Origin of the sequence: Pseudoglutamicibacter albus, assembly GCF_031458175.1 — a bacterium.
In the GTDB taxonomy this organism is placed as follows: domain Bacteria; phylum Actinomycetota; class Actinomycetes; order Actinomycetales; family Micrococcaceae; genus Pseudoglutamicibacter; species Pseudoglutamicibacter albus.
Genome location: NZ_JAVDXX010000001.1, coordinates 1 through 13,146, shown reverse-complemented (window position 1 = coordinate 13,146; position 13,146 = coordinate 1). Strand labels below are relative to the sequence as shown.

The window sequence follows — 13,146 nt, the reverse complement described above, 5'->3', positions numbered from 1 at the left end:
TAATGGTGGCTGACCATCTAGAGCGGTCGAGGGACCTGGCCCTGTGACGCCGCAGCAACCATCGACGCAGCACCACCGCTGCAGCGAATGGTGCTCATGCCGGGATCGATGGAGTTGAAGGAGTTCCATGTCTTCTGCCGACCGTCAATTCGGTTTCCGTACCCGTGCCCTGCATGCGGGTGCCACCCCTGATTCGGAGCACGGTTCGCGTGCCGTCCCGCTGTATAACACGACGTCTTTCGTGTTTGAAAACGCGGACGATGCGGCAACGCTGTTCGCGCTGCAGAAGTACGGGAACGTGTATTCGCGTATCGCTAACCCTACGGTTGCGGCGTTCGAGGAACGCGTCGCGTCCCTTGAGGGCGGTATCGGCGCGGTCGCGACGTCTTCGGGTATGGCCGCTGAGTTCATCACGTTCGCCGCGCTATGCCAGGCGGGCGATCACGTGGTCGCTTCCTCGAAGCTCTATGGCGGGACCGTGACGCAGCTGGATGTCACGCTGCGCCGATTCGGCGTGGAGACCACGTTCATCGACTCAACCGAGGTCGAGGACTTCGCGGCCGCGATCCAACCGAACACCAAGGTCCTCTACACCGAGGTGGTCGCCAACCCGTCCGGTGTGATCACCGACATCGAAGGTCTCGGCGCTCTCGCCCACGAACACGGGATCCCACTGGTTGTGGATTCGACCCTGACCCCGCCATATATTTTCCGTCCGCTGGAACACGGCGCGGACATCGTGATCCACTCGGCGACCAAGTTCCTGGGCGGCCACGGAACCACCCTGGGCGGCGTGGTCGTTGAATCAGGCCGTTTCAACTGGGGCAACGGCAACTTCCCGTCCATGACGGAACCGGTGCCTTCCTACGGCGACTTGTCGTGGTGGGGCAACTTCGGCGAGTACGGTTTCCTCACCAAGCTACGCAACGAACAGTTGCGTGACATCGGCGCATCGCTCGCCCCTCAGTCCGCGTGGCAGTTGCTCATCGGCATCGAAACCCTGCCGCAGCGTATGGATGCGCACATCGCCAACGCCCGTGAGGTCGCGCGTTGGCTGGCTAACGATGACCGCATCGAGTGGGTCTCCTACGCCGGCCTGGAAGACCACGCCTACCACGAACGCGGCAAGCAGCTCTTGCCGAACGGCGTGGGCTCCGTGTTCAGCTTTGGTCTCAAGGGTGGGCGCGACGTCGGGGCTGAGTTCATCGCGAACCTGCAGCTGGCCAGCCACCTAGCCAACATTGGTGACGCGAAGACCCTCGTGTTGCATCCGGCATCCACAACGCATCAGCAGCTAAGTAAAGAACAGCTGATTGCCGGCGGGATCGGCGAAGACCTGATCCGTATTTCGGTGGGCCTTGAGGATGTTGAGGACATCATCTGGGACCTCGACCAGGCCCTGGAAGCCGCCGTGAACGGTGCTAGTGACGGTGCTGCGAACGGGGAGGAAGCGTAATGAGCAACGAAACCACCACAACAGAGGCCAACAGCACGTGGGTTGGCCCATCAGCCCCGCAACGGTTGAACCTGCTGCGTGCCGCCAAGAGCATCGCGATCGTCGGCGCCTCCACCAACCCCGCGCGTGCCGCGTATTTCGTGGCGACCTACCTGCAGTCCTCCGCCCCCTACAAGCTGTACTTCATCAACCCGCGAGCCACTGAGCTGCTCGGGGAGCCCGTGTACCCGAGCCTCGATGACCTGCCAGAAGCGCCCGACATCGTGGTTGCATTCCGCCGTAACGAAGACCTCCCGAGCGTCGCTGAGGACGCCGTGCGTGTGGGCGCGAAGGTGTTCTGGGCACAGTTGGGCCTGTGGAACGAAGAAGCCGCGCGCATCGCTGAAGCCGGCGGGCTCGCCGCGGTCATGAACCGTTGCGTCAAAATCGAGCACGCACGCTTCCACGGCGGTCTCCACCTTGCAGGCTTCGACACCGGAGTCATCTCCTCCAAACGCCAACTGCGCGCATAACGGTTGCTGTTGCGTCGCTGCACAGCACGATCGCGCACCGATGCTTGAGGCGCCTGCGCGGCGCGGTGGCTACCGCGTGACCGTCTCACCGCGGCGCCGCGGGGTTGAATATCCTGCGCGTCGCGGTGGCCGGGAACGGGCGGAACTGGTGCCAGAATAGAGGCATGTCTGCTCGCAACAAGATCCGCTCCAAACTCGGCCTCCCCCTCGTTTCGGGACGTGCCAGTCATAAGCGAACCCCCGTTGCGCCGCCGACCCCGCACGTGGTGAAAGACAACATCCGCGCAGTCTCATTCGATAACGAAGGCGCGTTTCCGCTCACCGGCGGCCACACCATCGAAACAGCTGGCAGGTATTCGGAAGAACACCCTGACCAGGTCGTCGTGATCTCGATGGATAAGCCGACTGATCAGCAGATTGAAGACCTCGCAGAAGCCTGGGATCTTCACCCGCTGCTGCTCGAGGACCTGCAGGCCCCATCGCGGCGCGCTAAAGCCGAACGTCAAGGCGACACCCTATTCGTCGTGACTCACTCTGTTGCCTATCAAGATGACATCGAAGAGGTCGTCTTCGGCGAATTCAACCTGTTGATGCGAGGGAACCAGGTAGCGGTTTTGTGCCAGGATCAGGCCGCGGTGCGAGCCTGGCAGGCGAAAGGTTTCCGGCTCGAACACCGCTTCGGCGAACAGAACGAGCTACTCAAGCACGGCCCGGAAGCCGTGCTGCATGCAGTGCTCGATGCGGTCGTGGACGGATACGGCCCCGTGCTGCGTGGCCTCGAGACTGACAAAGAAGAGATTGAACGCCAGGTGTTCTCGGGTGACCCGGCGGCTGCCGAGCGTATTTACCGTTTGTCGCGCGAGATCATCGAGCTGCGCCAAATGTCCAACGGGTTAGCGACCGTGATCCGCCGCCTGTTGATCGGAACCACCCGCTACGGGACCGACACCGAGTTGCGTATGTACCTCGATGACGTCTCTGATCATCTCTCCCAGATCATCCCCGACATCGCCGAACTACGGGATGCGCTGAATCAGATCCTGCAGGTCAACGCGACGCTCGTCTCTCAACGGCAAAACGAAGACATGAAGAAGATCTCCGGGTGGGCGGCTATCATCTTTGCGCCCACGCTCATCGGTGCGATCTACGGCATGAACTTCACCAACATGCCCGAACTCGAATGGACCTACGGCTACCCGCTCGCGCTCGCGGCTATGTTCGGATTCGCTCTGTTCCTGTTCATCGTCTTCAAAAAGAAAGACTGGATGTAGCGGCGCTGGCTAGCCCTGCCGCGGCTAGCCCGCGGTCAGCGATCAAGCCTTTGGCGCCTCGACCCCTACGCGGCGGTTCTGAAGAACCGGCAGGTATTCTCGCACGCTCTTGACCTTCTTGCGGCCCACTTTGCCTGTGACCAAACCGAATGGCTCGTCCTCAAGATAAGCGACAGGCTGGGCCAGCGGATCCAGGATGACCGAGTAGCCGATCGTCTGGTTCGAGGCCGTACCGGCAGCCGCAACCCATACCGTGTTCTCCACAGCGCGGGCCTTCAGTAGCGTCTGCCAGTGGTCGATCTTGTTCTCGCCCTTATACCAAGCCGCTGGAACCAACAGGACATCAGCGCCAGCCAACGCAAGGTTGCGCGCGAGCTCGGGGAAACGCACGTCGTAGCACGTCATCATCCCGAACGTCAGGTTCCCGTACGTGAACGTAGCGACCTGGTTGGGGTCGCCTGCAGAAATACGGTTCGATTCCTTGAACGTGAATGCGTCATATAAGTGGATCTTGCGGTACGTCTCAAGCTCCTGGCCATTCGCATCCACTGCAAGGACCGTGTTGTACGGCTTGCCGGTTTCGTTCGGCTCATAGCCGCCCACCACAACCGCGATGCTGTGGCTCGCCGCAATCAAACCGACCTGGCGGGCGAAACGCTCCCACCCCTTCTCAACAAGCCCAGCGAAATCATCGCCAGCCTGGACCAGCGAAAGCATCGATTCCTCAGGGAACACGATCATGTCCGCCTTCTCAGAGGCGGCCTGCCGCGCCAACTTATCCAACGTTTCGAGGTTTTCGAAGACATCGGCGGTCGGGCTGAACTGGCCAAGGGAAATCTTCATCGCGTTCTCCTTGCTGTCTGCAACAAGCGGTGTGAGCCCTACTCTACACACCTTCGGATAAAGCACAGCGTGCATAGAAACAAGGTTCTATGCACGCTGGCTTCAGATGCTACTAGCGGTCTCTTTCAAGGCCGGATGAGTGAGCTCAGTTGTCTTCAACCGGGCCGATCAGATCCCGCACCACGATGCTCGCGTCACGGTCCGGGCCCACCCCGATCGCGGAGAAGCGGCAACCCGACATCGCTTCGAGCGCTTCAACGTATTTGCGGGCGTTTTCCGGCAGGTCATCGAGGCTCCGGGCCCCTGAGATGTCTTCGGTCCAGCCGTCAAAGTATTCATAGATCGGCTTGGCGTGGTGGAACTCGGACTGCGTCATCGGGACCTCGTCGTGGCGCACCCCGTCCACGTCGTAGGCGACGCACACCGGGATCTTCTCGATGCCCGTCAGAACGTCAAGCTTGGTCAAGAAGTAGTCGGTGAAACCGTTGACGCGGGACGCGTAGCGAGCCATAACCGCGTCATACCAGCCGGTGCGGCGCGGACGGCCCGTGTTGACGCCGAACTCGCCACCCACAGTGCGTAGGCGCTCGCCCATATCGTCGAACAGTTCGGTCGGGAACGGGCCAGCACCCACGCGGGTGGTGTAGGCCTTGATGATGCCGATCGAGCGCTGGATGCGGGTCGGGCCGATGCCCGCACCCACCGATGCGCCGCCGGCGGTCGGGTTCGATGAGGTCACGAACGGGTAGGTCCCGTGGTCCACATCCAAGAAGGTGGCCTGCCCGCCCTCCATGAGCACGACCTTGCCCTCATCGAGCGCCTTGTTGACTTCCAGCTCAGCGTCGATCACCATCGGGCGCAAACGGTCAGCGAAGCTCAAGAAGTAGTCAACAACCTCTTCGACTGTCACGGCACGGCGGTTATAGACCTTGACTAAGAGTTCGTTCTTCTGCCGCAGTGAGCCCTCGATCTTCTGGCGCAGGATCGATTCGTCGAAAATGTCCTGGACACGGATGCCGAGGCGGCCGATCTTATCCATGTAGGTCGGGCCGATGCCGCGGCCGGTGGTGCCGATCGCGCGCTTACCCAAGAAACGTTCGGTGACCTTATCGAGTGTCTGGTGATACGGGGCCACCAAGTGAGCGTTCGCAGAAACACGCAGCCGGGACGTGTCAGCGCCGCGAGCCTCAAGCGCGTCGATCTCCTCGAAGAGGGCCTCAAGGTTCACAACACAACCGTTCCCCAGAACAGGGATCACATTCGGGGCCAAAATACCGGCCGGGATGAGCTTGAGCTCATACTTTTCACCACCCACCACAACAGTGTGGCCCGCGTTGTTACCGCCATTCGGTTTCACAACGTAATCAACACGACCACCAAGAAGGTCGGTTGCTTTGCCCTTGCCTTCATCGCCCCACTGGGCGCCAACAATAACGACGGCCGGCATGCATCTACTCCTCGCGCACTGTCTCCTAGTGCGTGCTCTAGTGCGTTGGCAGGGAAACACCCCCATCACCGGGGCCCGCTTCAAGCGAACCCGCCATCTCAAGGCACGATGCCGCAAGCAATCCGGCTTTGTGGCGCGTGCTTTCCCGCGATGAGGGCCTTACTTGCTGATTCTATCAATCCGGCCCCCACACAGCTTGAGCGCGGAGACCAACGTCAGCACAGCAAATAGTGAACCCATCACCGCAACGGGCCACACGTGCCCGCCGGCCATCGTGATCATCGCGGAACCCACCAGCGGTGCCGAACCAGAGAACACCGAGGAAGCGACCTGGTAGCTCAGCGAAATACCCGTGTAGCGGACCTCGGGCGGGAAGGACTCAGAGAGCAAGCCCGCGAGCGCTGAGAAATACAGGGCGTGCGGGATCGTGACCGCAAAAATCCCCGCGGTTGCGAGCACAGGGTTGCCCGTGCTGATCAGAACGAACATGAGCGGAAGCAACACGATCTCAGGGATCAGCATCCCGGCGACCGCGCGCCGCACCCGGCCCCTCTCCTTCGCGCGGTGCACCAGCAACGCACCCAACGGCTGAACACAGAACTGCACCACCAAAGCCGCCGTAACCATCGCGAGGAAACCCTGCCGCGTGAACAAGCCAGCGTCCGTGGCCCAGGACAACGCGAGCGTGGCCTTGAAATACGTGACCGTGGTCGCCAAAACACTCGCGCCCACACCCCACAAAACCATCGCCTTATGTTCACGGAACAAAGTCACGATGGGAGCCTCACGGCGAGCGCGGCCGCTGCCGGTGGCGGGGGTGTTGCTGTTGGCAGTAGCTGGGTTAGCGGCGGGGATGTTGCCGGTTGCGAGGGTGGCGACGTCGTGGCGGTGGAGGTTCCCACGCATCATCTCCGGGGACTCTTCGACCGAGACCCTGATCCACAACCCGATCGCTACGAGTGCCGCAGAGATCAGGAACGGAACGCGCCAACCCCACGTGAAGAACGCGTCATCCGGCAGCATCGCGACGAGCAACCACATGCCGGAGGCGCACAAGTTACCGGCCGGGGAGCCTTGTTGGGCGAAGGCGGCGTACAGGATCCCGCGGTTGCTTGGGGCGTGCTCTGCGGCGAGCACCACGGCCCCACCCCATTCCCCGCCCATCGCAATGCCTTGCACCAGCCGCAAGACGACCAGGGCGGCGGGCGCCCACCAGCCAGCCACATCGTAGGTGGGGAGCAAACCGACCGCGGTGGTGCACCCGCCCATGAGCAAAAGGGTGGTGATGAGGGCGCTCTTGCGGCCGAACGTGTCGCCCCAGTGGCCGAAGATCACCCCGCCGATCGGGCGGGCGAGGAAGCCAGCCCAGAACGTTGCGAACGAGGCCAGGACCCCGAGCTCGCCAGGGAAGAACAGCGGCCCTAAAACCAGCGCGGCGGCTGTCGAATACGTATAGAAGTCATACCATTCGATGGTCGTGCCGATGAACGCCGCGAACCCTGCTTTACGGGCCTGCCGCGTACGGTGGAGCGCCGGCTTGTCAGTGGGGCGGTTAGTCTTCGAGCCACGCCAAGATTGCATCACGGTCCTCATCTACACCCGGCGGCTCCTTGCGATACGCAGGTTCCGCGTCCGAAAGCCACAACGGCGTGCGCACCGTAGGCACCCCATCGGGCTTCCCCACCGGCGTCATGACCGGCTCCAATCCCAGCGATTCAGCGAAAGCGACACCTTCATCGACCCCGAGGATCGGCGAAGCCGGAAGCCCCACCTCGCGCAGTCGTGTGGCCCACTCATCGGCCGTGGCACGTGCGAGCTGCTGCTCGATCAGCGGCCGCAACGCATCCCGGTTGCGGTTGCGGGCAGGCATCGTCGCGTAGTCCTCGTTGTCCGCAAGCTCAGGCACACCGAGCGCTGTGGCAAGGAGCGCGAACTGGCGGTCATTACCAACGCAAATCACAACGTGCCGGTCCGAGCACATGAACGGACCGTACGGGAAGAGGCTCGGGTGGTCGTTGCCCATCCGGAACGGGACCGCGCCCGCGCCGACGAAGCCGGAGGTTTGATTCGCGAGGCCGGACAGCGCAGAACTCAGCAGGTTGACTTCGATGTGCTGGCCGCGGCCGGTCTGTTCGCGCTGGCGGAGGGCGGCGAGGACGCCGACGGCGACGTGAAGGCCAGCCATAATGTCGAAGATCGCGACGCCACCGCGCTGCGGATCGCCATCCGGCTCCCCGGTCAGAGACATGAACCCAGAGGTCGCTTGAGCTAGCAGGTCGTAGCCGGGCATGTCCGCGCCGCCGCGGGAGCCGAAACCCGTGATGCTCGCGTGGACTACGTGCGGGTACGTCTCCCCGACGTTTTCCGGGTCCAAACCGAACTGCTTGAGCCCGCCAGGGCGGAAGTTCTCCATGAAAACATCGGCCTTGGCCACGATGCGGTGGGCAGTTTCGCGGTCCTGTGGGTCTTTGAGGTTCAGGGCGATCGCATGCTTATTGCGGTTGACGCCCAGGTAGTAGGTCGCTTCCCCGTCGCGTGCCGGCGGCTGCCACGTACGGGTGTCATCCCCACTGGGAGACTCAACCTTGATGACGGTGGCGCCGAGGTCAGCGAGCAGCATCGTCGCGTACGGACCCGCAAGAATCCGCGTGAAATCCGCGACAACCAAGCCCTCCAAGGGGCCGCTCACCCTACCCGCATCTGCTGTGACCATAGTCACATGACTATCACGGGCGAAACCAGGCTGTCCAGAATCTAGCCGTCGCCCGCGCGGCGGTGGAGCGCGCGGCAGTCAGCGCGGCGGCGGAGCGCGGGGGCGGCAGAGCGCGACCGGCGCGGCGAGCCGCACCCGCGCACAGCCAGCCCCGGCTTTCGGCCGCACGGCATCCGGTGGCAAGATGGAACCTAGGGTGTGACCCACGCAACAGCACCGCATGCGTGGGGCGCATCGTGCGCTGACCACCAACGCAACCAACCATCAACGCAACCGCCGCGGCGCAGCAAGTGCCGCATCAGCATCATCACGGAAGGAAACCCATGCCACGCAACCAGACAGACCTCATGAATATTGACGGGATGCTGAGTGAAACCGAACGTGAAACCCGCGACCGTGTGGCAGCTTTTGTGGACGCCGAGATCCGGCCGAACATTGCTGAGTGGTTCGATTCGGCTACGCTTCCGGTGGAGTTGTTGCCGAAGATGGCGGCGGAAGGCCTGTTCGGGATGCACTTGAACGGTTACGGGTGCGCGGGGAGGTCCGCGGTCGAGTACGGGCTTGCGATGCAGGAGCTAGAGGCCGGGGATTCTGGTTTGCGCACTGTGGTTTCGGTGCAGGGTTCGCTTGCGATGTCCGCGATCTATAAGCACGGCTCCGAAGAACAGAAACAGGAGTGGCTACCGCGAATGGCCGCGGGCGAGGTGATCGGCTGCTTTGGGTTGACGGAGCCAACCGCGGGGTCTGATCCGGTTTCGATGCTCACCCGTGCCCGCTGGGTTGATGGCGAGTGGGTTCTGGATGGCGCTAAGCGATGGATCGGTTTGGCATCCCTAGCGCAGGTTGCAGTGATTTGGGCGCACGTGAGCAACGAGGACGCCGCGGCCGCTGGCGTTTTGGATGAGGCCCGCGTGAAGCCGGGCGTGGACTCGATGGTGCGCGGATTCATTGTGCCGACTGATTCCGATGGGTTTGTGGCGACCCCGATCACGCAGAAGCTTTCGATGCGCGCCTCACTTCAGTGCGACATTACCCTGGATGGGGTGCGGGTTGGCGCGGATGCTTTGCTGCCTGGCGCTCAGGGGTTGAGTGGCCCGCTCGCGTGCCTGAACGAGGCGAGGTACGGGATCGCGTGGGGCGCGATGGGGGCCGCAAGGGATTCGATTGAGGCTGCGCTGGGGTATGCGTTGGAGCGTGAACAGTTCGGGCGGCCGCTCGCGGCGTTCCAGTTGACGCAGGAGAAGCTCGCCCGGATGACGGTCGAGCTGAATAAGGGCCAGTTGCTGGCGTTGCAGTTGGGGCGGGCGAAGGATGAGGGGACGTTGGAGTTCCACCAGATTTCGGTTGCGAAGCTCGCTAACGTCAAGACCGCGATCGAGATCGCACGCGAGGCCCGCACCGTGTGTGGCGGCAACGGGATCACGCTCGACTATTCGCCGCTGCGCCACGCGAACAACCTCGAATCAGTGCGCACCTATGAAGGCACCGACGAGGTGCACACGCTCATCATCGGTCAAAAGCTCACCGGAATCAGCGCATTCGCGAACTAGCGAGCTGAGCGGGGCGGCGGGTAGCGGCTTGGTCTGGGCAGGACGCGACTTGGTCGGGGCGGCCGGGCCAGTAGCCGGCGGGGCGGCGCTGTACGGCGCCGCCCCACCTGGTTTAAGCATCTTCGGCACCGAAATTGCTGTAAAAAAAATTAATGCCATCGCATAAATTTGCAGCAATTTCGGTGCCGAAGGTGAGAAAGGCGGCTATTTGGCCGCGAGTTTCGCTTCCGCTTCGGGGTCGGCATCCCGCAAGAAGTCGCCGATACGCTGAACCTCGTCCACCTCACCGATCCGCTCGGCAGCGAGCTTCAACTGGTACAAGCAGCGCAAGAAACCACGATTCGGTTCATGCTCATAAGGAACCGGGCCTTGCCCCTTCCAGCCAGCGCGACGCAACGCATCCAAGCCACGGTGATAACCCACCCGGGCGAACGCATACGCCTCAATATCGCGGCCATCGGCGGCAGCATCCTCAGCGAGCAAAGCCCACGGAAGCTGCTCGGCAGGGAACTGACGCACCAAATCCTCGGCCTCATCGCCGGCATCGTAGCGGGCAACCAGCTCAGGGTTTTCAGGGATCCGCGTCTCCGGGATCCCCAGCAAGTTACGGCCGATCATTACTTGATCGCCTTCCCGGCGGAACCGAGGTCCTGGCACGCCTCAACCACGCGGGCCGCCATCGACTTCTCTGCCACGGCACCCCACGAGCGAGGGTCATACAGTTTCTTGTTGCCGACCTCGCCGTCGATCTTGAGCACGCCATCGTAGTTGCGGAACATGTGCTCAACCACGGGGCGAGTGAACGCGTACTGGGTGTCGGTGTCGATGTTCATCTTGATCACGCCGTAGGACACCGCGTCAGCGATCTCCTGCTCGGTGGAGCCGGATCCGCCGTGGAACACGAGGTCGAACGGCTTATCCTTGCCCAGACGGCTACCGATTTCGTCCTGGATTTCCTTCAACAGCTCAGGGCGCAATTTGACGTTACCCGGCTTATAAACGCCGTGGACGTTACCGAACGTCAACGCCGTCATGTAGCGGCCGTATTCGCCAGAACCGAGCGCTTCAACAGTTTCTGCGGCGTCTTCGATGGTTGTGTAGAGCTTCTCGTTGATCTCGTTTTCAACGCCGTCCTCTTCGCCACCAACAACGCCGATCTCAACTTCGAGGATCTGCTTATTCGAGGCGGTCAACGGGAGCAGTTCACGCGCGATGCGCAGGTTTTCGCTCAGCGTCTCAGCGGAGCCGTCCCACATGTGGGAGTTGAACAGCGGGTCACGGCCGGCCTGAACTTCTGCCTTGGAGGCTTCGATGAGCGGCATAACCCACGAATCGATCTGCTCACGCGGCGCGTGGTCGGTGTGCAACGCGACGGTGATCGGATAGTTCTTCGCAACCTCACGCACGTACGCGACGAAAGCGAGGGAACCTGCGATGCGGTCCTTCACGGTGGAGCCGGAGAAGTACTGCGCGCCACCGGTGGAGATCTGCAGGATCCCGTCAGAACCTGCTTCCGCGAGACCGGCGAGCGCCGCGGAAACCGTCTGGGAGCTGGTCACGTTGAACGCAGGGTAAGCGAATCCGCCGGCTTTGGCGGTGTCGAGCATCTGGTTGTACTGGTCCGGTGTTGCAACACCCATGTGGGCTCCTTCTATATAGGGGCTGGCGCGGCTGGTTCGGCGTGCGATGCGCAGGCCAGCGTGGTCTTGCGTGCCGGCTAGCGTGCGCGCACGCAACGGTTCCGCTGGTAGGCGGTGCCGCCGTCTTCCTCTATGCTACCGACCCGCGGTGTTGTTGGCGGTTAGGGATGTTGGTTGAAGACGTGTTGGCGGATCCAGGCGTGCATCGCGATACCGCTGGCGACTCCGGCGTTGATGGAGCGGGTTGAACCGAATTGTTCGATGGAGAGGGTGTCGACCGCGGCGGTGCGCATCTCTTCGGAGAGGCCGGGTCCTTCTTGCCCGAACACGAGCACGCATCGTTCTGGGAGGCTGTAGGTTTCGAGTTGGACGGAGTCGGGGAAGATGTCGATCCCGAGGATCGGAATGTTTTCTTGACGGGTCCAGGTCACGAAGTCTTCAACAGTGGGGTGGTGCATGACGGTCATGTAGCGGTCGGTGACCATGGCGCCGCGGCGGTTCCAGCGGCGGCGGCCTACGATGTGCACGGCGGCCGCGTTGAATGCGTTGGCGTTGCGTACCACGGTGCCGATATTGAAGTCGTGCTGCCAGTTTTCGATGGCGATGTGGAGTGGGTGGCGGCGAGAATTGAGGTCGGCGACGATCGCGTCGTGCTTCCAGTACCGGTATTGGTCGAGAACGTTGCGGCGGTCGCCGTGAGCGAGGAGTTCGGGGTCCCAGTGGGCGCCTTTAGGGTGGGGACCTTCCCATGGGCCGACACCGACGACGTGCTCAGGTGTTTCGGGGCTGTTGTTCTGGCTCGGGGTGCTGTTTTCGCTCGGGGTTTGGTTCTCGCTCACGAAACACAACTGTACGTCCCCAGTTTTAATCTTGGGCAACGTAATTGCTGAAATAACGTTCCCCCGGCGCAGCTACTGACATAACCTTTAGCAACGTGAGTGCTGCTATTTGCATCTTCGGCAACACCAGTGTTGCTATTTCGATGCCCCTGCCCGCACGGTTTAACCTTCGGCATCACTAGTGCTGTTATTTCTCGCGGCCGTTTCCATTGCGGTGCGCCCGTCCCGCTCCCCCACGGTTGCGCCGCCCTGCCCTCCGCTACCGCTGCCCTCCGGCACCGCTGCCACCAGCGGCCGTGGTGGCCGCCCCAGCCGCCACCCTTCCGGCGCCGGCTGGCACACACCGTCTGGCGAAATAACTACAATTTTTGTGCCGAAGGTTAATCTCTCGGTCGTTAAGCCTTAGATGTTCGTCCGTTACGCCTTAGACGTTGGGGTTACCGTCGTGCCCCTCGAGCAGGGTCGCGAAGTCCACCACGTGGGTCAGCTCATTCCCGGATGTCCGTTGACGTCCGCGCTTCCCAGCTGGCTGTTGCATTGCCGTGAAACCAGCAACTGTGTTGCCGAAACTCGGCATCGCTTGGGTGAGCTCATCCGCTGCCTGCGCAATACGTCCGGCAAGGCCCTTCCCCGCTTCCGTCCCGAAGTCTTCGGTCGCCGCGAACACACCGGTCGGGACCACTGTGGCGTGCAGGTAGGCGAACATCGGGCGCATCGCGTGGTCGATCACCAGCTGATGCCGCGGCGTCCCCGCCGTCGCCGCCGCCAGCACCGGCACGCCCCGCAACGAATCCACATCGAGCGAATCAAACAGCATCTTGAACAGCCCCGACATGCTCGCGGTGAACACCGGCGTCACCGCAACAACCCCATCG

Annotated in this window: 12 protein-coding genes and 1 riboswitch; of the genes, 4 read left to right on the top strand and 8 right to left on the bottom strand. The window is 62.4% G+C overall.

What is annotated here, in order from left to right; genetic code table 11:
• Positions 1-10: 10 nt before the first annotated feature.
• Positions 11-115: riboswitch (SAM riboswitch) on the top strand.
• Positions 116-127: 12 nt separating this feature from the next.
• The 3 genes from J2S67_RS00060 (at position 128) to J2S67_RS00050 (ending at position 3,239) form a co-directional block, all read left to right on the top strand.
• The gene (locus J2S67_RS00060) at positions 128-1,456 is read left to right on the top strand and encodes an O-acetylhomoserine aminocarboxypropyltransferase/cysteine synthase family protein (RefSeq protein ID WP_310245140.1); all 1,329 of its coding nucleotides are present in this window, start codon (positions 128-130) and stop codon (positions 1,454-1,456) included.
• Positions 1,456-1,968, top strand: coding sequence for a CoA-binding protein (locus J2S67_RS00055; protein ID WP_310245138.1), 513 nt, complete (start codon positions 1,456-1,458; stop codon positions 1,966-1,968). The genes J2S67_RS00060 and J2S67_RS00055 overlap by 1 nt, the downstream gene beginning before the upstream one ends.
• 164 nt (positions 1,969-2,132) lie before the next feature.
• On the top strand, positions 2,133-3,239 hold the full coding sequence (locus tag J2S67_RS00050; protein ID WP_070491553.1) for a magnesium and cobalt transport protein CorA: 1,107 nt from the start codon (positions 2,133-2,135) through the stop codon (positions 3,237-3,239).
• Between the two features lie 42 nt (positions 3,240-3,281).
• On the opposite strand, the gene J2S67_RS00045 is transcribed toward J2S67_RS00050, so the two are convergent.
• The 4 genes from J2S67_RS00045 to J2S67_RS00030 all read right to left on the bottom strand — a co-directional run bounded on the left by J2S67_RS00045 (position 3,282) and on the right by J2S67_RS00030 (position 8,242).
• Complete coding sequence (locus tag J2S67_RS00045; RefSeq protein WP_035756586.1) at positions 3,282-4,082, bottom strand: carbon-nitrogen hydrolase family protein; 801 nt, start codon at positions 4,080-4,082, stop codon at positions 3,282-3,284.
• A gap of 145 nt (positions 4,083-4,227) precedes the next feature.
• Positions 4,228-5,529, bottom strand: coding sequence for an adenylosuccinate synthase (locus tag J2S67_RS00040; RefSeq protein WP_310245135.1), 1,302 nt, complete (start codon positions 5,527-5,529; stop codon positions 4,228-4,230).
• 159 nt (positions 5,530-5,688) lie between these two features.
• Positions 5,689-7,110, bottom strand: coding sequence for an MFS transporter (locus J2S67_RS00035; protein WP_310245133.1), 1,422 nt, complete (start codon positions 7,108-7,110; stop codon positions 5,689-5,691).
• Positions 7,082-8,242 (bottom strand): CaiB/BaiF CoA transferase family protein, encoded by a 1,161-nt coding sequence (locus tag J2S67_RS00030; protein ID WP_310245131.1) that lies wholly within the window; start codon positions 8,240-8,242, stop codon positions 7,082-7,084. Before J2S67_RS00030 ends, J2S67_RS00035 begins: the two co-directional genes overlap by 29 nt.
• Before the next feature lie 323 nt (positions 8,243-8,565).
• Here J2S67_RS00030 and J2S67_RS00025 point away from each other — a divergent pair, with 323 nt between their 5' ends.
• Entirely contained in the window at positions 8,566-9,792 is a 1,227-nt protein-coding gene (locus J2S67_RS00025; protein ID WP_310245130.1) for an acyl-CoA dehydrogenase family protein, read from the top strand.
• A gap of 204 nt (positions 9,793-9,996) precedes the next feature.
• Here J2S67_RS00025 and J2S67_RS00020 read toward each other — a convergent pair whose 3' ends face one another.
• The 4 genes from J2S67_RS00020 to J2S67_RS00005 form a co-directional block, all read right to left on the bottom strand.
• A complete protein-coding gene (locus J2S67_RS00020) occupies positions 9,997-10,410 on the bottom strand; it encodes a DUF3151 domain-containing protein (protein ID WP_052048534.1) in 414 nt (137 codons plus the stop codon).
• Positions 10,410-11,432 carry a class II fructose-bisphosphate aldolase gene (fbaA, locus tag J2S67_RS00015; protein WP_310245128.1) on the bottom strand — a complete coding sequence of 341 codons (1,023 nt, stop codon included), beginning with the start codon at positions 11,430-11,432 and terminating at the stop codon, positions 10,410-10,412. The genes J2S67_RS00020 and fbaA overlap by 1 nt, the downstream gene beginning before the upstream one ends.
• Positions 11,433-11,593: 161 nt before the next feature.
• On the bottom strand, positions 11,594-12,271 hold the full coding sequence (locus J2S67_RS00010; protein WP_310245126.1) for a TrmH family RNA methyltransferase: 678 nt from the start codon (positions 12,269-12,271) through the stop codon (positions 11,594-11,596).
• Positions 12,272-12,695: 424 nt separating this feature from the next.
• Positions 12,696-13,146, bottom strand: a 451-nt coding sequence (locus tag J2S67_RS00005) for an NAD(P)H-dependent oxidoreductase (RefSeq protein WP_310245124.1), incomplete at its 5' end; no start/stop codon positions are given.